Origin of the sequence: Novosphingobium sp. PC22D (assembly GCF_002556635.1) — a bacterium.
Lineage (GTDB): Bacteria > Pseudomonadota > Alphaproteobacteria > Sphingomonadales > Sphingomonadaceae > Novosphingobium.
Genome location: NZ_MWMO01000003.1, coordinates 46,111 through 66,796, shown reverse-complemented (window position 1 = coordinate 66,796; position 20,686 = coordinate 46,111). Strand labels below are relative to the sequence as shown.

24 protein-coding genes are annotated in these 20,686 nt (G+C 67.3%); 11 read left to right on the top strand and 13 right to left on the bottom strand.

Going from position 1 to position 20,686, the window contains the following annotated elements; translation table 11 throughout:
• Positions 1-14: 14 nt before the first annotated feature.
• Positions 15-779: a hydroxyacylglutathione hydrolase gene (gene gloB / locus B2G71_RS06965; protein WP_098105030.1), complete on the top strand. Its 765-nt coding sequence runs from the start codon at positions 15-17 to the stop codon at positions 777-779.
• 161 nt (positions 780-940) lie between these two features.
• Here gloB and B2G71_RS06960 read toward each other — a convergent pair whose 3' ends face one another.
• The 9 genes from B2G71_RS06960 to B2G71_RS06920 all read right to left on the bottom strand — a co-directional run bounded on the left by B2G71_RS06960 (position 941) and on the right by B2G71_RS06920 (position 7,914).
• Complete coding sequence (locus tag B2G71_RS06960) at positions 941-1,435, bottom strand: hypothetical protein (RefSeq protein ID WP_240530055.1); 495 nt, start codon at positions 1,433-1,435, stop codon at positions 941-943.
• A gap of 94 nt (positions 1,436-1,529) precedes the next feature.
• Complete coding sequence (locus tag B2G71_RS06955; protein ID WP_098105028.1) at positions 1,530-2,024, bottom strand: ATPase; 495 nt, start codon at positions 2,022-2,024, stop codon at positions 1,530-1,532.
• 70 nt (positions 2,025-2,094) lie between these two features.
• A complete protein-coding gene (locus B2G71_RS06950) occupies positions 2,095-2,322 on the bottom strand; it encodes a F0F1 ATP synthase subunit C (protein WP_067538277.1) in 228 nt (75 codons plus the stop codon).
• Positions 2,323-2,366: 44 nt separating this feature from the next.
• Positions 2,367-3,158: a F0F1 ATP synthase subunit A gene (locus B2G71_RS06945; protein ID WP_098105027.1), complete on the bottom strand. Its 792-nt coding sequence runs from the start codon at positions 3,156-3,158 to the stop codon at positions 2,367-2,369.
• Positions 3,159-3,226: 68 nt separating this feature from the next.
• Positions 3,227-3,547 carry an AtpZ/AtpI family protein gene (locus B2G71_RS06940; protein ID WP_098105026.1) on the bottom strand — a complete coding sequence of 107 codons (321 nt, stop codon included), beginning with the start codon at positions 3,545-3,547 and terminating at the stop codon, positions 3,227-3,229.
• A 134-nt stretch (positions 3,548-3,681) separates the two neighbouring features.
• Entirely contained in the window at positions 3,682-3,912 is a 231-nt protein-coding gene (locus tag B2G71_RS06935) for a YrhK family protein (protein ID WP_240530039.1), read from the bottom strand.
• A gap of 53 nt (positions 3,913-3,965) precedes the next feature.
• Positions 3,966-4,358, bottom strand: coding sequence for a YdbL family protein (locus B2G71_RS06930; RefSeq protein WP_098105276.1), 393 nt, complete (start codon positions 4,356-4,358; stop codon positions 3,966-3,968).
• An 11-nt stretch (positions 4,359-4,369) separates the two neighbouring features.
• On the bottom strand, positions 4,370-4,591 hold the full coding sequence (locus B2G71_RS06925) for a YnbE family lipoprotein (protein ID WP_240530038.1): 222 nt from the start codon (positions 4,589-4,591) through the stop codon (positions 4,370-4,372).
• 47 nt (positions 4,592-4,638) lie between these two features.
• On the bottom strand, positions 4,639-7,914 hold the full coding sequence (locus tag B2G71_RS06920; RefSeq protein WP_098105024.1) for a YdbH domain-containing protein: 3,276 nt from the start codon (positions 7,912-7,914) through the stop codon (positions 4,639-4,641).
• On the opposite strand from B2G71_RS06920, the gene radC reads away from it, so the two are divergent.
• On the top strand, positions 7,913-8,644 hold the full coding sequence (gene radC, locus B2G71_RS06915) for a DNA repair protein RadC (RefSeq protein ID WP_098105023.1): 732 nt from the start codon (positions 7,913-7,915) through the stop codon (positions 8,642-8,644). The genes B2G71_RS06920 and radC overlap by 2 nt on opposite strands.
• A complete protein-coding gene (locus tag B2G71_RS06910) occupies positions 8,644-9,378 on the top strand; it encodes an NRDE family protein (protein ID WP_098105022.1) in 735 nt (244 codons plus the stop codon). The genes radC and B2G71_RS06910 overlap by 1 nt, the downstream gene beginning before the upstream one ends.
• A 54-nt stretch (positions 9,379-9,432) precedes the next feature.
• On the opposite strand, the gene B2G71_RS06905 is transcribed toward B2G71_RS06910, so the two are convergent.
• Positions 9,433-10,455 carry an alpha/beta hydrolase gene (locus B2G71_RS06905; RefSeq protein ID WP_098105021.1) on the bottom strand — a complete coding sequence of 341 codons (1,023 nt, stop codon included), beginning with the start codon at positions 10,453-10,455 and terminating at the stop codon, positions 9,433-9,435.
• 124 nt (positions 10,456-10,579) lie between these two features.
• On the opposite strand from B2G71_RS06905, the gene purB reads away from it, so the two are divergent.
• From purB to B2G71_RS06885, 4 genes are all read left to right on the top strand, one after another.
• Positions 10,580-11,890 (top strand): adenylosuccinate lyase, encoded by a 1,311-nt coding sequence (gene purB / locus B2G71_RS06900; protein WP_098105274.1) that lies wholly within the window; start codon positions 10,580-10,582, stop codon positions 11,888-11,890.
• A gap of 109 nt (positions 11,891-11,999) precedes the next feature.
• Positions 12,000-12,347: a LapA family protein gene (locus B2G71_RS06895; protein WP_098105020.1), complete on the top strand. Its 348-nt coding sequence runs from the start codon at positions 12,000-12,002 to the stop codon at positions 12,345-12,347.
• On the top strand, positions 12,344-13,021 hold the full coding sequence (pyrF, locus tag B2G71_RS06890; RefSeq protein ID WP_098105019.1) for an orotidine-5'-phosphate decarboxylase: 678 nt from the start codon (positions 12,344-12,346) through the stop codon (positions 13,019-13,021). Before B2G71_RS06895 ends, pyrF begins: the two co-directional genes overlap by 4 nt.
• Positions 13,022-13,094: 73 nt before the next feature.
• Positions 13,095-13,847: an SIMPL domain-containing protein gene (locus tag B2G71_RS06885; protein WP_098105018.1), complete on the top strand. Its 753-nt coding sequence runs from the start codon at positions 13,095-13,097 to the stop codon at positions 13,845-13,847.
• Positions 13,848-13,883: 36 nt separating this feature from the next.
• Here the strand turns inward: B2G71_RS06885 and B2G71_RS06880 are convergent, their stop codons facing one another.
• On the bottom strand, positions 13,884-14,306 hold the full coding sequence (locus B2G71_RS06880) for a DUF4019 domain-containing protein (RefSeq protein WP_098105273.1): 423 nt from the start codon (positions 14,304-14,306) through the stop codon (positions 13,884-13,886).
• 58 nt (positions 14,307-14,364) lie between these two features.
• Between B2G71_RS06880 and B2G71_RS06875 the strand changes: the two genes are divergently transcribed.
• Positions 14,365-15,006: a phosphoribosylanthranilate isomerase gene (locus B2G71_RS06875; protein ID WP_098105017.1), complete on the top strand. Its 642-nt coding sequence runs from the start codon at positions 14,365-14,367 to the stop codon at positions 15,004-15,006.
• 237 nt (positions 15,007-15,243) lie between these two features.
• On the opposite strand, the gene B2G71_RS06870 is transcribed toward B2G71_RS06875, so the two are convergent.
• Positions 15,244-15,729: a hypothetical protein gene (locus B2G71_RS06870; RefSeq protein WP_098105016.1), complete on the bottom strand. Its 486-nt coding sequence runs from the start codon at positions 15,727-15,729 to the stop codon at positions 15,244-15,246.
• A gap of 218 nt (positions 15,730-15,947) precedes the next feature.
• Between B2G71_RS06870 and trpB the strand changes: the two genes are divergently transcribed.
• The 3 genes from trpB to B2G71_RS06855 are packed head-to-tail and all read left to right on the top strand — an operon-like array spanning position 15,948 to position 19,272.
• The gene (gene trpB / locus B2G71_RS06865) at positions 15,948-17,189 is read left to right on the top strand and encodes a tryptophan synthase subunit beta (RefSeq protein ID WP_098105015.1); all 1,242 of its coding nucleotides are present in this window, start codon (positions 15,948-15,950) and stop codon (positions 17,187-17,189) included.
• Positions 17,190-17,191: 2 nt separating this feature from the next.
• Positions 17,192-17,968: a tryptophan synthase subunit alpha gene (gene trpA / locus B2G71_RS06860; RefSeq protein WP_098105014.1), complete on the top strand. Its 777-nt coding sequence runs from the start codon at positions 17,192-17,194 to the stop codon at positions 17,966-17,968.
• 2 nt (positions 17,969-17,970) lie between these two features.
• Positions 17,971-19,272 (top strand): bifunctional folylpolyglutamate synthase/dihydrofolate synthase, encoded by a 1,302-nt coding sequence (locus B2G71_RS06855; protein ID WP_098105013.1) that lies wholly within the window; start codon positions 17,971-17,973, stop codon positions 19,270-19,272.
• On the opposite strand, the gene B2G71_RS06850 is transcribed toward B2G71_RS06855, so the two are convergent.
• Positions 19,269-20,609 carry an MFS transporter gene (locus B2G71_RS06850; RefSeq protein ID WP_098105012.1) on the bottom strand — a complete coding sequence of 447 codons (1,341 nt, stop codon included), beginning with the start codon at positions 20,607-20,609 and terminating at the stop codon, positions 19,269-19,271. The genes B2G71_RS06855 and B2G71_RS06850 overlap by 4 nt on opposite strands.
• Between the last annotated feature and the right edge of the window lie 77 nt (positions 20,610-20,686).

Genomic DNA, 20,686 nt, shown 5'->3' with positions numbered 1-20,686 from the left:
CAAAGGAGAAATCGATGCCGCCAGAAGTCCACCAGTTCGCCTGCCTGTCCGACAACTACGGCTATCTGCTTCACGATCCCGAGAGCGGCGAGACCGCCTGCATCGATACGCCTGACGCGGACGAATACCTCAAGCAGGCGAGAGCCAAGGGCTGGACGATCACGCAGATCTGGAACACGCACTGGCATCCGGACCACGCCGGCGGCAATGCGGCGATCAAGGCCGCGACCGGCTGCACGATCGTCGCGCCCGAAGGCGATGCGGGCAAGATCGAGGGAATCGACCGCAAGGTTAAGCAGGGCGACGAAGTCGCTCTGGGTGGCTGGATCGCCAAGGTCATCGACGTCGGCGGGCACACCATCGGGCACATCGCCTACCACCTTCCCGAAGCGGGCATGGCCTTCGTCGGCGATTCGGTCTTCGCGCTTGGTTGCGGGCGGATGTTCGAAGGCAGCGCGCCGCAATTCTGGCAGAGCCTCAAGCGGATCAAGGCGCTGCCGTCCGACACCTTGCTATACTGCGCGCACGAGTACACCAGCGCCAACCTGCGCTTCGCACTCCACGCCGATCCGGACAATGCCGCGCTCGCCGAATACGGCGAGGAGATCACCCGGCGCCGCGCCGATGCCCTGCCGACCGTGCCAGCCAGGCTCGGCCGCGAACTGGACACCAATCCCTTCCTGCGCGCCGACGATCCGGCGATGCAGGCCCGCTGGGGCAGTGGCGGCGACCCGGTGGCGACCTTCGCCGCCCTGCGCAGCGCCAAGGATGCCTTCTGACCGCAAGACCCAGAGAACGCCGCGCCCGGTCGCGGCTCACGGTTGGAGACTTCGGCGGACGCGCAACGAAAAAGGGCCCATGCCTCGCTCGGCATGGGCCCTTTTTATCGTGTCCTGGCCGCAGGCCCGCGAAGCCGCGGGGCTGGCTCAACCAAGCCGGATCAGATCGAACCGATCGCCTGGTCCACCAGCGCCTTGTCCGCCTCCGCGGTATGCCGCGCGGCGATCAGCCCCTTGGCGGCGACGGCGGCCGCATCGGCGGCCTTGGCGCGCAGATCGGAGACGGCCGCGCGCTCGGCGGCAGCGATCTTGTCCTCGGCCATCTTTTCGCGGCGGGCGATCACCTCGGTGGTGTCGGCCTCCGCCTTGGCGACGATCGCATCGGCTTCGTGCCGGGCATGCTCGAGCATGGCCGCCGCGTCCTTTTCGGCATTGGCGATCTTGTCGGCGTATTCCTGGCGGAGCGCCTCGGCCTCGGCGCGCAGCGCCTTGGCCTCGTCGAGCTGCTTCTTGATTTCCGAGATCGACTTGTCGAGACCGCCGGCCAGCATCCCGGGCACCTTCTTCCAGAAAGCGATCAGGAAAATGGCGATGATCGCAAGGCTGACCCAACCCGCCGGCGAGAAGCCAAGCGCGCTCGGCTCTGGATGGTGCATCTCAGCCTTACCGTCCGCAAGAGTTTCGGTCTTGATCGGGCTCTCCCCGCCATGTGCCGCTTCGGCAGCGGTTTCGTGCTGCATGTCGCTACCCTCAGCCAATGACCATGGACTTCTTCACGGCCGCGCGCGCAGCCGCATCGTCGACGCTAATCCCGGCGATCCGCGAAACGATGTCGCCCGCGGCCTGTGCCGCGACGTCCTCGATCTCGTCCATCGCCGCGTCGCGCGCCGAAGCGATCCGCGCGTCCGCCTCGGCGATCCGTGCATCGAGCTTGGCGCCGACTTCGGCGAGCCTGCCTTCAGTGGACTTGGCCGCAGCCGCCTTTGCCTCGGCGATGATCGCCTGGGCTTGCGCGCGATTTTCATTCTCGCGCTTGCGCCAGGCCTCCTCCTCGGCGTCTGCCGCACCGCGTGCCTTTTCGGCAGCGGCGAGATCGGCGGCGATTTGCTTGTCGCGCGCCTCGACGGTCTGCATCACCTTGGGGACCATTCCCCGACCGATGACGAAGAAGACGAAGCCGAACACCAGCAGGATCCAGAAGATCTGGCTGGCATAGGTCGCCGAAAGCTGGGCTATCTGAGGCATGGCGGATTCCGCTTGGTGGCCGGCCGGTCCGCGAGGATGCGGGGCCGGCCGGTCATTTCAGGTCGTTCGATCAGGCGACGAAGATGAGGATCATCGCGACGACGAACGAGAGCAGGCCGAGAAGCTCGGCGGCGGCGAAGCCGATGAACAGGCGGCCCTGCTGGCCGTCCGCGGCGCCGGGGTTGCGCAGCGCGCTCTCGAGGAACGAGCCGAAAACGTTACCCACGCCGATGGCGGCCATGCCCGCACCGATGGCCGCGAGGCCGGCACCGACCAGCTTGGCTGCTTCCTGATCCATGTGAAAACTCCTTCTTGGAAAATCGTGACTGGGTTGGATTGTGCTTAGTGAAGGTTCTCGGCGTCGTTGATGTACAGCGACGTCAACAGCGCGAAGACATAGGCCTGGATGCCCGCGACGAGGAACTCGAGCGCGACGATGGCGATCATCAGGATGAAGCTGAGCACGCTGACGACCGGGCCGATCCCGATGCCGGCGTTGAGACCGTTGATGACGAAGCCGGAGAGCACCTCGAGCAGCACGTGACCGGCCATCATCGCGACGAACAGTCGCAGGCCGAGGCTGAAAGGACGCACCAGGAACGAGACCAGCTCGATCACGAAGATCAGCGGTATCATCAGGACGGGCGTTCCATGAGGCACGAACAGCGAGAAGAAGTGGAAGCCGTGCTTCCAGAAGCCGACCACGAGCACGATCGAGAACGACAGGATCGCAAGCACGCCGGTGGCGCTGAAATGGCTGGTGAAGGTGAAGGCGTGAAGGCCGGGCACGACAGCCAGCGGCAGCAGGCCAAGCACGTTTGCGAAGAGAATGAACATGAACAGCGAGAAGACGTAAGGCACGTACTTCTTGCCCGCCGGGCCGATATTGGCCGCGAGCATCGAATCCACGAAGCCGGTGAAGCTCTCGACCGCCATCTGCCAGCGCCCGGGCACGAGTTCACGCTTCAGGCCGCCGGCGACGAAGACGAACAGCACCGCGGCCGAAATCATCATCCACAGCGAGGAATTCGTGAAGGCGATGTTGTAGCCCGCGATTTCCCAGCCGCCCGAGCCGAACAAGGGCTCGATGGTGAACTGGTGCATCGGATCGACTTTGCCAGATTCGGCTGCCACGTGCTCGCCCTCTTTGCCTTGCCTTACATGCGCGACAGCGCCCCTTGTGGTCCCCACCCCCGCGGGAATCAGTCAGGGCGCCGGTTCGACATCCGGATAATGTTCCTGAAGGCGACCACTATCCCGAGGAACAGCATCACCAACAGACCCCAGGGCGTCGTCCCGGCGAAGTGATCAATCACCCAGCCAATGAACGCGCCGCCGACAATCCCGCCGATGAGGTCCGCAAGGACACGGTTGCCGGCACGATAATTCTCGTCCGTTTCCGCGCCTGCGGCCGGCTTGTTACGCTTTTCTTCCCGCTCTCGGGCGGCCTTGAGCCGCTCGTCGAGCGCGTCGATCCGCGCATCTTCACCGACAGGTTCTCGTGCGTTTGGCTCGTCGCTCATGCCATCCTCCTGACCCCAGGAACGTTTGACACCAACAACGGCTGCCCGCCGAGGGCGTCGCCCCCTTAGGTTGGGGGTACCTAGGAGTCAACCGGTGCGGATCGTGCGATGCGGCGATTATCCCGAAGGGCATATCAGGCAGCGCCATCGTCTTCCGACAGCGAGGGAATCGCCTTCAGCACGAACTCGCCCAGCGCGCCCACGAACATCAGCGCCGAGCCCACGATGAACAACACCACGCCCGTCGTCTGCCACTCGGAAAACGAGGGGAGGAACAGGATACTGCCGACCAGGAACGTGAAGTTTCCCATGATGCCGAGCGACAAGTGAACCCAGCGAAAGTCCCGGACGATCGTCTTCAGCAAGCTGGAGATACGCGGCCCCCGATAAGATCAGATGTGCAGGGCGGCGGCCCCGATCAGGGACAGCGGCTGTCGCGCTCGGGGGCTCCGGCGCCGCGGGTCTTCCAGCTCCCGTCCGGAGCCTGGTACTTCTCGCCCGGCTTGGTCTGCGAGATCAGCAGGCAGCCCGAGGTGAAGGCGTACTGCTCGACCGTCGCGTGCTGCTCCTGCGCCTTCTGCGCGTAGACCGCCTTGCGCTTGATGTTGATGTCGTCGACCATCTTGCGCAGATCGGCGTCCCCGGAACCGACGATGCCGATGTAGCCGTCCATCTTCTCTCCGACCTTGCCGGCCGCGCGCGCGGCTTCGTAGGCCGGATCGCGCGCCAGGGCGGGCCCCGCGATCGCGCCCACGGCCAGGGCCGCGGCACCGAGGGCGATACCGAAACGGGCGAAACGGGTGGTCTGCATGGTGCTCCTCATCAGAAGATGTCCGGGTTGCTCTGGATCGTGTTCGAAGCGTCTTCGGCGAGACGGTAAATGACTTCCTGGGTGATGTTGATGTTGAGTTCGATGACGATCGGCTTGTCGGGCGCATTCACCGAAATGCAGCCCGCCGGCATCGTCGCTCCCAGCACCAGCATCGCCGCCGCACGCCGTGCACGTCGGCCCGATTGGCCCTGCCGCATCCCGTCTGCCGTCATGCGCTCGCTTCTTGCAGGCGGATGCAGGTGGGTCAATCGTGGGGAGTTCATGGCATATCCTCGCTTTCAGGAGGCTGAATGGTCGGTTGGGGAGCGGCGGGATTCGCCGTGCCGCCGGGGTTCGGCGGGGAAGCCGCCGGGTTCCTCGGCTCGCCGTCTTCGCCGATGAGGCCGAGCGTGCGCGGATCGCGGATATAGGACGGATCATAGAGCGACTTGAACGAACTCACGAGCTGGAAGAACGGCGCGCGCAGGTTGACGTTGAACTGGATCGGCAGCTTGCCGATGCGCCGGGTGAGGAAGTTCTTCCGCGCGCCCTCGCCCTGCCGGACGCCGAAGATCTTCACGCGGGTGAGGATCTCGCCCTCGAGCGCGCCGTCCATGCCGATCTCCATGCGCCGGTAATCGAGCGAGCGCAGCGTATCGAAGGCGAAGTTGGCCATCGTGGAGAGGTCCTTGTACGTCAGCTCGCCGACGTAGGAGACGTTGCCGCCCGGTTCGCGCGATTCGAGCGCGCCGCCCTCGATCCGACCGCCGTCCTTGTCGAAGACCAGGGGCATGCGCCCGTCGAAGGTGCCGCTGGCGGAGAGGTTCGCCAGCTCCATCCGCTCGATGAAGCGCGCCGCGTCGAGCCCGCTGATCACCAGCACATAGCGCCGGGTCTCTTCCGCGCCGATGGTCATCGTCACGGGCTCGAGATGGAGCGTGCCGCCGAAGAAGGGCCAGTCCGCGCCCTCGACCGCGACGACGTGGCCCGGACGCAGACCGAACTTCACGATCCCGTCGTTCACCTCGATACCCGGATTGACCGAAGCGACCCGCAAGGTCTGCCCAGGCGGCGTCACGAGGCCGAGCAGGTCGCTGAATTCGACGGTGCCCGCCAGTCCCTTGACCGGCCCGAACGCCGCCGCGAAATCCAGGCGGTCGGTGGAGAACCGGCCGCGCGAGGTGACCGCCTGCTCGTTCCAGTCGATGCGGCCTCTGCCGGACACGGCCCCTTCGGCATTGGCGATAACGCCGAGCGCGAGATAGGTGAGCGTGTCGGGCTGCAGCGCGGCATCGAAGACCACGCCCGGCACATCGAGATCGGCGTGGCCCGTTCCAGTCGCCAGATCGTGGCGGATCGTGGCGCGAACCACTTGCCGATCACTTTGCGGCTCGCGCAGCAGCGCCTCGGCATCGATACGGTTGTCGGCGAGGCGCAGGCTGGCGTCGCGCGCGATCAGCGGCTTGAACCGGTCGACCTGTTCGCGGTCCTCGAGCCGGAACGAGCCTTCGCCCAGCGTCAGCACGCCATCCGCGTAGCGCCACGTTCCCGCGGCCTCGAGGATGTCGAGCGGGACCGCGGCGAGCGTGACGTCGGAGCGTTCGAAGGTTCCGGCAATATCGTCGCCGAGGCGAGCCCTGAGGTCGGCGATGCGGAAATGCGAGGCCGTCGCCGCAGGCCCCAGCGCCACTTCGAGCGCGCGCGCGGTCAGCGCCCCCGGCCAGGCCATGCCGACCGGGCCGCTGGCGATCCGGATCGGCGTCCCGCCCAACCGCCCCGACAGGTTGAGCCCCGAAGTGCCCGCCGCGACGCGAAGCGGCCCTCCGCCTCCGCTGACGATGGCGCGGCCGCGCGGCGGGCAAAGCGGCAGGCGCTGGCGATCGAGCGTCAGGTTGGCGACCGTGAGCTGGTCGAAGCGGACTTCGACGCACTTGCGCCAGAACGCATAACTGCCGTCGTCGGCGATCCGCCCGTCGATCGGCAGGACGAGATCGCGCGCGCTGCCTCCCGGCAGCCGGCCGCTCAGCCGCGCTTCGCCCTTGAGCGCGAAGGCCCCGTCGCGCGCCTGAACCACCGTGAGCGAGGGCAGCGCCAGGCGGGCATCGCCCGCGGCATATTCAGGCATGCGGACGCGCAGCACGAGGCGGTCGTCGTCGTTGCGCTCCATTCTCCCCGAGACCGCGGGAAGCCCGACGCCGCCGGTCGCGAAGTTGCCGGCGAGCCGGGGCAGACCGCCATCGGCCCCGACGAGCATCTGGAAACGCGAGACCGCGAGGAGGGTCGCGCCGCTGCCGCCGCGCAGGTTGGCGCGCGGCACCACGAGCGTGGTGCCCTCCTCGGTCTTGCGCAGGATCAGGCTGCCGTCGAATTCGCTGCCGCGCGATTCGCGGTCAAGCGCGCTGCGCACTTGCGCCGTGACGGGCACGAGCAAGGTGCCCTTCCCCGCCTCCACGACGCTCGCCAGCGCATCAAACAGCGCCTCGCCGCCCGCGACCCCGCTGCCCTGCACGTCGCTTTCGATCTCGAGCCGGGAGACCCCGTCGAGCGTGCGCAGGCGGCCCTGCACCGCCAGGCGCGAGAGGCGCGCCTGCGGGCTGGCGACGCCGGGCGCCACGAGGTCGTAACGGGCGTTGAGCGCGCCGGCGCGGTACGAGAAGGCCACCGTCCCCTGCGTTCCCTCGACGCGGTTCGGACCATAGGCCACCGGCCCCGCGACGAGGCCGAGCTTGCCTTCGAGACCGTCGAGCGACTTGTCGACCACCAGATCGGCATCGAGCACGGTGCGGCCAAGGCGCAGCGGAAGCTGCGGGCACCGCGCCCCGTCGATCCGCAAGGGCCCGGCGAAGCGAGGCTTCTCGCGCGAAACCGAAACCTTGCCGTAGAGCGTCGTGCGGCCCGTCCGGCATTCGCCCTGCGCCAGCGCGGGCGCCACTGCCGCCAGTTCGCCCTCGAAGCCGCCACGCAAGCCGCCCTCACCGTCGAGCTTGAGGCCGACGCGTCCGTAGTCGGTTTCGATCAGCGCCCTGCCGTCGACGATGCCCAGATCGAGGTCGGGCATGCGGAACGGCTCGTCACCGCCGCCCTTGAGCACGGCGTCGAGACTGCCGAAGCTTGCCGCGCCATCGCGAAAGCTGCCGTAGAGCCGGGGTTTGACGAGCGTGATTCGGCCAATGCCCGGCAGCCCGAAGCCGATCCGGGTATTGAGCACGATTTCCTCGATGGTCAGATCGGGCCGCTCGGGATTGCCCACCACGAGATTGCGCACGACCTGCCGGTCAGGGCCGATCTCGGCAATGTCGTAGGTCGCGGGCAGTCCCATGCTTTCGAGCTGCTGCGAGATGTAGTCGTCGGCGATCCGTTCGCGCTGGATCCACAGATAGACGAGCACCAGCGCGACGATCAGCGAAAGCGACGCGAGCAGCAGGCACCCTCGCGAGCGATGGCGCCTGTCGATACCCCGCCCGGCTTCGGGATATTCCTTGTATTCCTCCTGCGCCATGCGCTCCATCACTTGCGCGTCAAAGGCCGGAAAGGCAATGCAGTTGAACAGACCCATGCCAGACGAGCGCCAACTTTTCGACGAGCAGAACCCCCGCCGGGAGGCGATCGACGCGGGTCAGGACGCCAGCGGCCATCGCGCGCGGCTGCGCAAGCGCCTGCTTACCGGGGGCGAGGACGCGCTCGCCGACCACGAGGTCATAGAATTCCTGCTGATGGGCGCGGTTCCCCGGCGCGACATGAAGCCGCTGGCGCGCTCGCTGATCGCGCGATTCGGCTCGCTCGCCGGCGTGCTCAACGCCGATGCGAACACGCTTCAGGCGCATCCCGGCATGGGCGAAGCAAGCGCCGCCGCGCTCAAGGTCGTCGCGGTCGCCGTGCGGCGGCTGGTCCGTCAAGAAGTGCGCGAGAGGCCGGTGATCGGCTCGTGGCAGGCGCTGGTCGACTATCTCATGGTCGACATGGCCGACCTCACGCACGAGCGCGTGCGCGTGCTCTACCTCAACGCGCGCAACATGCTGATCCTCGACGACTGCGTCGCCGACGGCGACGTCGACGAAGCGGCAATTCACCCGCGCAAGGTGATCCACAAGGCGATGGACATCGGCGCCACCGCGCTGATTCTCGTCCACAACCATCCCTCGGGCTCGGCCGAGCCGAGCCGCGCCGATATCGACATCACCAACCGCATCGCCGAGGCCGGTCGCCTGCTCGGCGTGACCGTGCACGATCACCTCATCATAGGCCGTCAGGGCCACGTCTCGCTGAAAGCCAAGGGCCTGATCTGATGTGCGTCGCCGCGATCGCGTGGCTGGCGCATCCGCGCTGGCGAGTGGCGATCATCGCCAACCGCGACGAGTTCCACGCGCGCCCCACCGCCCCGCTCGCCCGCTGGGACGACGGCAGCGGGGTCATTGCCGGGCGCGACTTGCGCGCGGGCGGGACATGGCTCGGCGTCACCACGCGCGGGCGCTTCGGGCTCGTCACCAATTTCCGCAGGCCGGGCTATCCCAAGCCCGAGATGGCCTCGCGCGGCGCGCTGGTGAGCGACTGGCTGCGGGCGCGGCCCGACGGCGACCATGCGGCGATGAACCCGTTCCATCTGCTACGCGGCGACGCAGGGCGCTGCGAACACCTGACCAACTGGCCGAGCGCGAAGGCCACGCCCCTCGCGCCGGGCATCCATGGTGTCTCGAACGGTGCGTTCGACACGCCATGGCCCAAGACCGCGCGGCTCGCCTCGGCGCTTTCCGAGTGGCTCGCGCAAGGCGGCGACGCGCTCGATCCGCTCTTTGCCGCGCTTGCCGACGAGACGCCGCTTCCGCCCGAGCCCGACAGCGAGGGCCCCGAACAGCGCTTCAGCCCGGTTTTCATCCGCGATCCCGATTACGGCACGCGCTGTTCGAGCGTGGTCCTGCTCGGCGCGGACGGCAACGGCTGCATCGTCGAGCGTTCGTTCGATCCCAAAGGCGCCGTGAGCGGCGAGATCCGGATCGACCTCGAAGGCGTCCGCGACCGCTGACCTAGACGGCCCGGATCGGCGCGGTGGGACAGGCGCCTTGTCATCCGAGCCCGATCAGCGGGCGCGGTCGAGATCGGCGAGCAAGGCCTTTTCAAACACTTCGGGTGCCTCGACCTGCGGAGAGTGGCCGAAATCGGAGAATGTCACCAGCCGCGCATCGGGCATCCGTTCTGCCGCCTGAGGCGCGACCTCGGGGATCGGGCGCAACCGCGCCTTGACCTCGTCCGGCGCCTGCCCCTTCCCGAAGGTGGTCGTATCGCGCATGCCGATGAACAGCGTGACCGGCATGCGCATCCGCGCGAAGCCGTGCGATGCGGGCTGCGTCAGGATCATCTCGGCGGTCTTGGCCTGCGCGATTTCGACCGCGTCGTCGTCGTCGGTGGCGTATTGCCCGGCGAGCATCGCCACCCACCGGTCGTAGCGCGGTTCCCAGTTGCCATGGTAGTAGGTCGAGAGCTGATAGGCCTTGATCGTTTCGGCGGATTTGCCGCGCTCCTGCTCGATCAGCTTGTCGAGCGGCAGATAGGGTACGCCCTCGGCCATGCGGTCGACGAGCCCGAGCGGGTTGATCAGCACCAGCCGCTCGGTCGCCTCGGGAAACATCTGCGCGAAGTGCATCGCCAGCATCCCGCCGGTCGAATGACCGATGACGATGGCGCGCGCCACGTCCTCGCGCGCCATCACCCGATGCGTCGCATCGGCCATCATCGCGAAGCTGTACTGCGCGTCGCGCGGCTTGGAGGATTTGCAAAAGCCGATCTGGTCCATGATCAGCACGCGGTAGCCCGCTCCCGCCAGCGCCCGCGCGGTGTGCTCCCAGGTCGCGCCGCAGAAGTTCTTGCCGTGGAGCAGGATCGCGGTCCTGCCATTGGGCGTCTCGGGCCGCACGTCCATGTAGCTCATCTGCCCTTCGGTCGTGCCGATGCGGATGGGCATCCGCTTCACCGGCCAGGGGTAGTCGAAAGCCTCGAGATCGGTGCCGAGCGGCACGACCGGCGCCTTGATCTCGGCAACGGCGCCGGTCGGCGCCGAGAGCGCCAGCGCCGCCGCAACGAGCGATAGGAAACTTCTCGTCATCGGCCCTTCCCCATAAGCTGCATCTTCTCACCATAGCGCGCAGTGCGCACGAAGGCTCCCGTGAGACTTGCCATGCCCGCCCGCGCCCCCTAGCGGCATGCGCGCCAGTCCCAAGGAGTCGAACATGGTCCCCCGCTACGCCCGTCCCGCGATGTCCGCGATCTGGGAGCCCGAAGCCCGCTATCGCATCTGGTTCGAGATCGAGGCGCATGCGGCGGTCAAGATGGGCGAGCTCGGCGTCGTTCCCGAAAGCGCGGGCAAGGCACTGTGGGACTGGTGGGCGAAGAACCCGGCGATCGACGTCGCCGCGATCGACGCGATCGAGGCCGTGACCAAACACGACGTCATCGCCTTCCTCGACTGGGTGGCGCAGCAGGTCGGGCCCGAAGCGCGTTTCATGCACCAGGGTATGACCAGTTCGGACGTGCTCGATACCACGCTCAACGTCCAGCTCACCCGCGCCGCCGACATCCTGCTGGAAGACCTCGACGCGCTGCTCGCAGCGATCAAGCGGCGGGCCGAGGAGCACAAGTACACACCAACCATCGGGCGCAGCCACGGCATCCACGCCGAGCCGGTCACTTTCGGGCTCAAGATGGCGCAGGCCTACGCCGAGTTCTCGCGCGCCAGGGCGCGGCTCGTGGCGGCCCGCGCGGAAGTGGCGACCTGCGCGATCTCGGGCGCGGTGGGCACTTTCGCCAACGTCGATCCCTCGGTCGAGGCCTACGTCGCCGGCCAGCTCGGGCTCGAGGTCGAGCCGGTCTCAACCCAGGTCATCCCGCGCGACCGCCATGCGATGTATTTCGCCACGCTCGGCGTGATCGCGAGTTCGATCGAGCGGCTCGCGATCGAAGTGCGGCATTTGCAGCGCACCGAAGTGCTCGAGGCCGAAGAATACTTCTCGCCCGGCCAGAAGGGCTCGTCCGCCATGCCGCACAAGCGCAATCCGGTGCTGACCGAGAACCTGACCGGACAAGCGCGGATGATCCGCAGCTATGCCCTGCCGGCGATGGAGAACGTCGCCTTGTGGCACGAGCGCGATATCTCGCACTCCTCGGTCGAGCGCTTCATCGGCCCGGACGCGACGATCACGCTCGACTTCGCGCTGGCCCGGCTCACCGGCGTGATCGACAAGCTGCTGGTCTATCCCGAGCGGATGCAGAAGAACCTCGATCGCATGGGCGGCCTCGTCCATTCGCAGCGCGTGCTGCTGGCGCTCACCCAGGCGGGGCTCTCGCGCGACGAGAGCTATCGCCTCGTCCAGCGCAACGCGATGAAGGTCTGGGAATCGGATGGCCAGCTCTCGCTGGTGGCGCTGCTCAAGGCCGATCCGGACGTCTCCGCCGCGCTCACCGACGCGCAGCTCGAGGAGAAGTTCAACCTCGACTATCACTTCAAGGAAGTCGATCGCATTTTCGACCGGGTCTTCGGCTGAACACCGTCCGCGCGCCCTCGCCTGCCGGTCAGCGGCAGCGCACCGGGCAACGATGCCTTCCCATTTCGGCGCGCTTTGCCTAGCATCCCCGATGAAGACAGGAGGGAACATGCAGGTCATAAGGACGATCCTCTGGATTGCGCTGACGGCATTGCTCGTCGCGTTCATCGCCATGAACTGGACCACCGCGCCGGTAAATCTGTGGCCATTGTCGGATGGAAACTATCTCCATTTCGAATGGCCGGTCGGAATCGTCGCGCTGTTGTTCTTCCTGCTCGGCTCGGTGCCGATGTGGATGCTCCACCGCGCCGGACGCTGGCGGATGAACCGCCGCATCGCCGCGCTCGAGAACTCGCTGCGCGCGATGACCGCCAGCTCCTCGCCGAGCCCAAGCCCGGCTTCACTCGCACCGGCGCCAACCGAATCCCACGAAACCAGCACGAAAGACCCGCAATGACTCACAATCCGGTATTCCTCGCACTCGACCTGCCGCGCCTGGATGCCGCGGAAGCGCTGGCGCGCAAGGTCGCGGGGCATATCGGCGGGATCAAGCTGGGGCTCGAGTTCTTCTGCGCGCACGGCCATCACGGGGTGCACGAGATCCACAAGATCGGCCTCCCGATCTTTCTGGACCTCAAGCTGCACGACATCCCCAACACGGTGGCGGGCGCGATGCAGTCCATCCACGTGCTCGAACCCTCGATCGTGACCGTCCATGCCGCCGGCGGGCGGGCGATGATGGAAGACGCCAAGGCCGCCGCCGGTGAGAACTGCAAGGTCGTCGCCGTCACCGTGCTCACCAGCCTCGACGAGAAAGACCTCGCTGCCACCGGGATCGGCTGTAGCGCGCATGACCAGGCGCTGCGGCTTGCCGAACTCGCGCATTCGGCGGGGATCGACGGCATCGTCTGCTCGGGCCACGAGGTCGAGGCGGTCCACAAGCAGTGGAAGGAAGGCTTCTTCGTCGTGCCCGGCCTGCGCCCGGCGGATGGCAAGGCGGGCGACCAGAAGCGTACGGTCACCCCGCGCGAGGCCCGCGATGCCGGCGCGAGCGCGCTCGTGATCGGCCGCCCGATCAGCCGCGCGCCGGATCCGCTCGCCGCCGCCCGCGCGATCGAGGCCACGCTCTAGCTTCGTTCAGTTTCGCGAAACTCGCCGTGGTCCAACGCGTTCCTCCCGGAGAGAGCCTGGAGGAAGTTGGCCCATGAAGTTCGTACCCTCGTTCGCCGCGGCGCTGCTCGCCGCGTCGGCGCCCTTGCCCGCCCTCGCGCAGATGGCGGCGCCGGTTCCCACGATCGCCGAGGGGCATACACTGCTTACCGTCACCGCGAGCGGCGAGACTACCCGCGAACCCGACTTGGCGCTGTTCAGCGCGGGCGTGACGACCCAGGGCAAGACCGCCAGCGCGGCGCTGTCCGAAAATTCGACGCGCATGGCCGCGGTGATCGCCGCGCTGCGCAAGACCGGCATTGCCGAGCGCGACATCCAGACCAGCAACCTCAACCTCAATCCGGTCTATGCGCAGCCGCGAAGGATGCCCGACGGCAGCTACGAGAACGAGGACCGCCAGATCGTCGGCTATCAGGCCAACAACACCGTCTCGGTCAAGCAGCGCAAGCTCGGTGAATACGGCAAGGTGATCGACGCGCTGGTGAGCGCGGGCGCCAACCAGGTGAACGGGCCGAATTTCCAGGTCGACGATTCCGATGCCGCGCTCGACGAGGCGCGAACCAAGGCGATGGCCAAGGCCCGCCAGCGCGCCGAACTCTATGCACGAGCCGCCGGCCTGCGCGTGGCGCGGGTCGTCTCGATCAGCGAGAGCGGAGGCTATGCGCCGCAGCCTGTCATGTACCGCAAGGCCGCAATGGACGCGGTCGCCGCGCCGCCCCCTCCGGTCGCGACTGGCGAACTCGAACTGAGCGCCAACGTGACGGTACAGTTCGAACTCAGTCCGTGAACTGCGCAAGGCAGAGCGGGCTGACGTCGCCCGAGCCTAGTTGAGCATCATTTCCTGCGACTGGATATTGTAGCCGGCCAGCGCCAGACGGTCGTCCTCGACCTTGCGGTAGATGAAAGTCTCGACCCCCGAGCCCTTCTGGAATTTCGTTTCCATCGTCACCGTGACGAAACTTCCGCTGGTGCTGACGTTGGAGTTCCACCCGACCTGCTTGCTCCCGACCACGCGACCGAGCTTGCGGTTGACCGCCTCCAGGATAGCCACGAATTGCGACTTCTGCGTCGCGCTGCGCATGTCCGGCGCGACCTCGTCCCAGATCGCGTCAAAGTTGCGCGCATCAAGGTCGGCATGGAACGTCGAAATCTCTGCCTTGGCATCGTCGATAGATTGCTGGACACCGCAGCTTGCGAGACTTGCGGCGAACGCCGCCATCACTAGAAGCCGTGCAATTCGATTCATCGCGCGCATATCCCTCACACAAGCCCTGAATAATTCAATTCGAGGATACGGCAAACAGATGTCCAGCCCCGCCACCAAAATCTGCGGGATATCGACCGCCGACGCCCTCGACGCCGCGATCCGCGCGCGCGCCGATTTCGCCGGGCTCGTGTTCTTCGAGAAGAGCCCCCGCTTCGTCGGCAGTGCGCGCGCCGCCGATCTCGCCGCGCGCAGCCAGGGGCGGATCGGGCGGGTCGGCCTCTTCGTCGATGCGGACGACGCGACGATCGCGCAGGCCGTGGACGCCGGGCGGCTGGAGGCGCTTCAGCTCCACGGCAGCGAAACGCCCGGGCGCGCCGCCCAGCTCCGCGCCCGTTTCGGCATTCCCGTGTGGAAGGCACTCGCGGTGACGGGCGAGGCCGACGTCGCGCGCGCCCGGACGTATGCCGGGGCGGCCGACATGATCCTGTTCGACGCCAAGACGCCCAAGGGCACGCTTCCCGGCGGCATGGGTCTGAGCTTTGACTGGCGCCTCGTCGCGGGCTGGCGCGGGCCGCTCGCCTGGGGCCTTGCGGGCGGTCTCAATCCCGAAAACGTTGCCGAGGCGGTGCGCCTGACGCAGGCGCCGCTGGTCGATACGTCCTCCGGCGTCGAGACCGCGCCCGGCGTGAAGGACCCAGACCTGATCGCCGCCTTCTGCCGCGCCGCGCGGAACGCCTAAGCAGCGCGGAAAGGCCGCCCCCCGGCTCAAACGACGTCCGCTCCGTATGGTCTTCACCCGGCAGTGACGTCCCTGATACGACGACATAGCGGTCGGACCCCCTTCCCCACCCCCACGACTCTCGCAACCTTCGAACCGTTGCCAAGACTCGTCCCGGCGTCTGCGAATCGTCCACGCCGCCACGAAAAAGGGCGGCCCCGCAGGACCGCCCGTAAACCTCGCAAGCAAAATGCCCGGTCAGAACGTCATGCCGAGGCCGACGAACGCCGTATCGGCGTCGGGAAAGCCGTCGCCCACGAACAAGTGGCGGTATTCGACCTTGCCGTAGAGATTGCCGGCGAACTTGTGCTGGTAGCCGCCGCCCAGCGTGACGAACTCCTCGCAGCCCGCGCACGGCTTGGTCTGCCATGTCGAGGCGACGAAGAGCCTGCCCTTCTCGCCCAGCTTCGCGCCGACGCGGCCGCCGAAGCCGAACGAAACGCGGGTGTCGTCGTCGAGAATCTTTTCGGCGGAGACTTCGGGACCGGCGAAAAGCGTGTCGCCGAGATCGAAATCGTAGCCTGCGGCGAGACCCGCGACGGCCTCGCTATTGTCGTTGCCGTTCCAAACCACGCCGCCCCGCGCCTCGACACGCGCTTCGTTTGCAGACGCGGGACCGGTTGCAGCGACGAATACACCAACAGTAAGAGCAGCAGCAGCAATACTGGAAACAAGATTACGCATCGTATTGTCTTTCTTAACTTACAGTTTCCGGAGACCCATTATCGTTCCGGCGGCTCGTTTGTTCTTGCCGTCAATGCCACTACGCCAGTTTTTCGATATTTCCAGAGTGAGAAATATCACAACATGCCGTTGATCGGTCGTTGTGTGTCGTTGGTCGATCGCGAGTCCGCTTTTCGTCGATCTGGACAAGCGCGAGGCCCTCTGCCAAGCGCTCGCGCATGACCGCAACGCCGCAGCCCAACAGCTTCCGCAACCAGCCCGACGAACACGGGCACTTCGGTCGATTCGGCGGTCGCTACGTCGCCGAAACGCTGATGCCGCTGATCCTCGACCTGGAGAAGGAATATCGCGCGGCCAAGACCGACCCGGCGTTCCGCGCCGAGTTCGACGACTTGCTGGCGAACTTCGTCGGCCGCCCCAGCCCGCTCTACCACGCGCCGCGCATGACGCAGCATTACCGCGATCTCGCACCAGAGGGGATGGGCCCCAAGATCTACTTCAAGCGCGAGGAACTCAACCACACCGGCGCGCACAAGATCAACAACTGCGTCGGGCAGATCCTGCTCGCGCGGCGGATGGGCAAGACGCGGATCATCGCCGAGACCGGCGCGGGCCAGCACGGGGTCGCAACCGCCACCGTCGCGGCGCGCTTCGGCCTGCCTTGCACGATCTTCATGGGCGCCAAGGACGTCGAGCGGCAGAAGCCCAACGTGTTCCGCATGAAGCTGCTCGGCGCCGAGGTGCAGCCGGTGACGAGCGGTGCCGAGACGCTCAAGGACGCGATGAACGAGGCGCTGCGCGATTGGGTCGCGAACGTCCACGACACCTTCTACATCATCGGCACGGCGGCGGGTCCGCATCCCTATCCCGAACTGGTCCGTGACTTCCAGAGCGTGATCGGCACCGAGACTCGCGAGCAGATGATGCGGGCCGAGGGCCGCCTGCCCGACATGCTGCTCGCCGCGGTCGGCGGCGGTTCGAACGCGATCGGCATGTTCCACCCCTTCCTCGACGATCCCGATGTTGCGATGATCGGCGTGGAGGCGGCGGGCCATGGCGTCGAGACCGGCGAGCACGCGGCGAGCATCGCCGGTGGCAAGCCCGGCATCCTCCACGGCAACCGCACCTACCTGCTGCAGGACGAGGACGGCCAGATCACGGAGGCGCACTCGATCAGCGCCGGGCTCGACTATCCGGGCCTCGGCCCCGAACATTCCTGGCTGCACGAAAGCGGGCGCGTGCGGTACGTGCCGATCACCGACAAGCAGGCGCTCGAGGCGTTCCAGCTCTGCTGCGCGCTCGAAGGGATCATTCCCGCGCTCGAAAGCGCCCACGCGCTCGCCGCCCTGCCCGAAGTGACCAGAACGCTGGGGCGGGACAAGCTGCTCGTCGTCAACGTATCGGGCCGGGGCGACAAGGACATCTTCACCGTCGCCGAGGCGCTTGGAGCGGACATCTGACCATGACGCGCTTCGAGAAGGCGTTCGGCAAGGGTCCGGCGCTCGTGTGCTTCATCACCGCCGGAGACGGCGACACCGCCGCGAACCTCGATGCGCTGGTCGAAGGCGGGGCCGATGTGATCGAACTGGGCATGCCCTTCACCGATCCGATGGCCGATGGCCCGGCGATCCAGCAGGCGAACATCCGCAGCCTCGCCAAGGGCACACGCACCGCCGATATCCTGAACATGGCGCGGTCTTTCCGCGCGCGGCACCCGGAGGTGCCGCTGGTGCTAATGGGCTATGCCAACCCGATGACCATTCGCGGGCCCGAATGGTTCGCGGCCGAATGCGCCAAGGCAGGCGTCGACGGCGTGATCTGCGTGGACATCCCGAGCGAGGAGGACGCCGAACTCGGCCCGGCGCTGCGCGAAGCGGGCGTGGCGATGATCCGGCTGGCGACCCCCACCACGGACGCGGCGCGGCTTCCCGCCGTGCTCGAAGGCTCTTCGGGCTTTCTCTACTACGTCTCGGTCGCGGGCATCACGGGCATGCAGCAGGCGGCGCAGGCCTCGATCGAGGAGGCGGTCGCCCGTCTCAAGTCGGCGAGCGACCTGCCCGTCGCGGTGGGTTTCGGCGTGCGCACGCCCGATCAGGCGCGCGAGATCGCCCGGGTCGCCGATGGCGTCGTCGTGGGTTCGGCGCTGGTCGACCTCGTCAAGCAGCACGGCGAGGCCGCGCCCGCCGCGATCCGCGAGCTGACCGAGGCCCTGGCCGAGGCCGTCCACACGGCGCGCTGACCTTGCGCGACTTCGCGACGTCCGAGAGCGCGGCGGTGCAGGCGCAGCTCGACCGGCTCGGCGCGCTTTCACTGCCGCAGGGCCGGCTCGGGCTCGACACCATTCGCGCCCTGCTCGCGGCGCTGGGCGATCCGCACCGCAGCCTACCCCCGACCTTTCATGTCGCCGGGACCAATGGCAAGGGCTCGACCTGCGCCTTCCTGCGCGCCGCGATCGAGGCCGCGGGGCAGCGTGTTCACGTCTTCACCAGCCCGCACCTGGTCCGCTACAACGAGCGGATCCGCGTGGCGGGCGAACTGATCGGCGACGACGCGCTTGCCGCGCTGCTGGCGGAAACGCTCGACGCGGCCGAGCGGGTGGGGCTGGCGCCCAGCTTCTTCGAGGTGACAACGGCTGCCGCCCTCCTTTCCTTCGCGCGCGAACCTGCCGAAGCCTGCGTGATCGAGGTCGGGCTCGGCGGGCGCTTCGATGCGACCAACGTGCTCGATCACCCCGCCGCCTGCGGTATCGCCTCACTCGGGATCGACCACGAGGCCTTCCTGCTCGCGCCCGAGGACGGGGCCCCGACCGACCCGATCGCGCGCATCGCCTTCGAGAAGGCGGGCATCGTCAAACCGGGCGTGCCGCTGGTGACGCTTGCCTATCCGCCCGCCGCCGAACTGGAGATCGAGCGCGCCGCCATGGTCGCGGGCGCGCCGCTGCACATGCGCGGGCGAGACTGGGACGCGGCCACCGGCGACACCATCGAATACAGCGACCGCCATGGCGCACTCAGCCTGCCGCTCCCGGTCCTGCCCGGTGCGCACCAGGGAGCGAATGCGGCACTGGCGGTGGCGCTGCTGCGCCATCAGGACAGGGTAAGCGTGCCAAGCGAGGCGCTTGCCCAAGCGATGCGCGGCGCCCGCTGGCCCGCGCGGCTGCAATTGCTCTCCTCAGGACCCTTGCGCGATTTGGTGGGCCATCGCGAGGTCTGGCTCGACGGGGGCCACAACCCCGACGCCGGCGCCGCGATCGCGCGCCACTTCGCGGGTCAGAAGCTGCATCTCGTGATCGGCATGCTGGCGAACAAGGACCCGGCCGCGCTGATCGCTCCGCTCGCGGATTCCATCGCGAGTATCCAGGCCGTCGACGTTCCGGGACACGAGGCCCACGGCCCCGGCGCCTTCGGTCCGCAGGCAAGTGCCGCTGCCGATGTCGCCCAGGCTCTCGCCGCCCTGCCCGACGACGGCCTTCCGGTGCTGGTCGCGGGCTCGCTCTACCTTGCAGGCGAGATTCTGCGGCTGAACGACGAACCGCCCGACTAGGCTGGGTCGGCGCGCGCGTCGCCTTCGCCGACTTCTCCCGCCGTACCCATCGCGGCGTCGACGAGGCCGGTGCGCATCATCCACCAGAACAGCGCGATCCCGGGCAAGGCCGCGATCGTCGTGAGCAGGTAGAAGTTCACGTAGCCCATCGCCTCGATCAGCGCGCCCGCCGTGGTGCCGGTAAGCAGGCGCCCCACCGCACTCGCGCCCGCCGAGATCAGCGCGTATTGCGCGGCTGTGAAGCGCAAGTCGCACAGCGCCGAGAAATAGGCGACCACGACCACGCCGCCATAGCCGCTGGCGAAGTTCTCAAAGCCGATCGCGGCGGCCATGCCCCAGTTGCTGTGCCCCGCCGCCGCGAGCATCGCGAAGCTGAGGTTCGAGATGGCCATGAGCACCAACGCGATCAGCACCGAGCGCTTGAGTCCGAGCCGCGCGTAGATCACGCCGCCCACGAAGACGCCCACGATCAGCGCCCAGAAGCCGACGCCGACATCGTAGATAGCGATCTCGTCGTTGCTGAAGCCGAGGTCGTCGAACAGAAGGCGGAAGGTGAGATTGGCCAGCGTGTCGCCGATCTTGTGGACGAGAATGAAGGCCAGCACGAGCCACGCGCCCGAGCGTTGGAAGAACTCGACGAAGGGCCCCGCGATCGAAGCCCAGATCTCGGTCATACCGCGCCGCTCGTGCGAGACCTTGTGGCGCGGCGGCTCGCCGAGCACCAGCGCGGTCAGGATCGCGGGCAAGGCGAAGACCGCGCAGATCGCATAGGCCCAGTGCCAGTCGCTGCGCGCGGCGACCACGAGCGCGAGCGAGCCCGCTCCCGCCGAGCCGATCCGCCAGCCGTACTGGCTCATGCCCGATCCCACGCCGAGCTGGTAGGGCTTCAACGTCTCGATCCGGTAGGCGTCGATGACGATATCGAAGCTGGCGCCCGCCAGCCCGAGCAGCACGGCTGCCGCGACCGTTCCGCCGATATCCTGTGCGGGATTGACGAGTGCCAGATTCACCGTCGCGGCTATCACCAGCACGCCGGTCACCAGCATCCAGGCAACGCGCTGACCGAGGCGGCCCAGCACGGGGATGTGCAGGCCATCGATCACCCAGGCCCAGAGAGGCTTGAAGTTGTAGACGAAGAAGGCGAGCGTGAACGCTGTAATCGTTGATTTTTCAATGCCATCCTGCGCCAGGCGCGTGGTCAGCGTCGCGGCGAGCAGCGCGAAGGGATAGCCCGACGAAAGACCGAGCAGAAACGCCGCGATCGATTCCTTTTCGAGGTACGGCTTGATCGAGTCCAGCACGCTGCGGCGCGGTGCTGCTGTCGTGTCGCTTTCCAAGCCTTGCTCCCGATCTGTGCCTGAACCCGATGCTTAGCGTCATGCCCGACAATGGGAAGGCTGGATGAACGCGCGAT

Excerpts from the sequence above, each read along its gene's own strand:
- B2G71_RS06905 (WP_098105021.1), bottom strand. The coding sequence starts at position 10,455 with ATGACGAGAAGTTTCCTATCGCTCGTTGCGGCGGCGCTGGCGCTCTCG.
- B2G71_RS06950 (WP_067538277.1), bottom strand. The coding sequence starts at position 2,322 with ATGGATCAGGAAGCAGCCAAGCTGGTCGGTGCCGGCCTCGCGGCCATC.
- purB (WP_098105274.1), top strand. The coding sequence starts at position 10,580 with ATGGTCCCCCGCTACGCCCGTCCCGCGATGTCCGCGATCTGGGAGCCC.
- radC (WP_098105023.1), top strand. The coding sequence starts at position 7,913 with ATGCCAGACGAGCGCCAACTTTTCGACGAGCAGAACCCCCGCCGGGAG.
- B2G71_RS06870 (WP_098105016.1), bottom strand. The coding sequence starts at position 15,729 with ATGCGTAATCTTGTTTCCAGTATTGCTGCTGCTGCTCTTACTGTTGGT.
- B2G71_RS06920 (WP_098105024.1), bottom strand. The coding sequence starts at position 7,914 with ATGGGTCTGTTCAACTGCATTGCCTTTCCGGCCTTTGACGCGCAAGTG.
- trpB (WP_098105015.1), top strand. The coding sequence starts at position 15,948 with ATGACCGCAACGCCGCAGCCCAACAGCTTCCGCAACCAGCCCGACGAA.
- B2G71_RS06910 (WP_098105022.1), top strand. The coding sequence starts at position 8,644 with ATGTGCGTCGCCGCGATCGCGTGGCTGGCGCATCCGCGCTGGCGAGTG.
- B2G71_RS06885 (WP_098105018.1), top strand. The coding sequence starts at position 13,095 with ATGAAGTTCGTACCCTCGTTCGCCGCGGCGCTGCTCGCCGCGTCGGCG.
- B2G71_RS06940 (WP_098105026.1), bottom strand. The coding sequence starts at position 3,547 with ATGAGCGACGAGCCAAACGCACGAGAACCTGTCGGTGAAGATGCGCGG.
- B2G71_RS06925 (WP_240530038.1), bottom strand. The coding sequence starts at position 4,591 with ATGACGGCAGACGGGATGCGGCAGGGCCAATCGGGCCGACGTGCACGG.
- B2G71_RS06875 (WP_098105017.1), top strand. The coding sequence starts at position 14,365 with ATGTCCAGCCCCGCCACCAAAATCTGCGGGATATCGACCGCCGACGCC.
- pyrF (WP_098105019.1), top strand. The coding sequence starts at position 12,344 with ATGACTCACAATCCGGTATTCCTCGCACTCGACCTGCCGCGCCTGGAT.
- gloB (WP_098105030.1), top strand. The coding sequence starts at position 15 with ATGCCGCCAGAAGTCCACCAGTTCGCCTGCCTGTCCGACAACTACGGC.
- B2G71_RS06895 (WP_098105020.1), top strand. The coding sequence starts at position 12,000 with ATGCAGGTCATAAGGACGATCCTCTGGATTGCGCTGACGGCATTGCTC.
- B2G71_RS06880 (WP_098105273.1), bottom strand. The coding sequence starts at position 14,306 with ATGAATCGAATTGCACGGCTTCTAGTGATGGCGGCGTTCGCCGCAAGT.
- B2G71_RS06930 (WP_098105276.1), bottom strand. The coding sequence starts at position 4,358 with ATGCAGACCACCCGTTTCGCCCGTTTCGGTATCGCCCTCGGTGCCGCG.
- trpA (WP_098105014.1), top strand. The coding sequence starts at position 17,192 with ATGACGCGCTTCGAGAAGGCGTTCGGCAAGGGTCCGGCGCTCGTGTGC.
- B2G71_RS06955 (WP_098105028.1), bottom strand. The coding sequence starts at position 2,024 with ATGCCTCAGATAGCCCAGCTTTCGGCGACCTATGCCAGCCAGATCTTC.
- B2G71_RS06960 (WP_240530055.1), bottom strand. The coding sequence starts at position 1,435 with ATGCACCATCCAGAGCCGAGCGCGCTTGGCTTCTCGCCGGCGGGTTGG.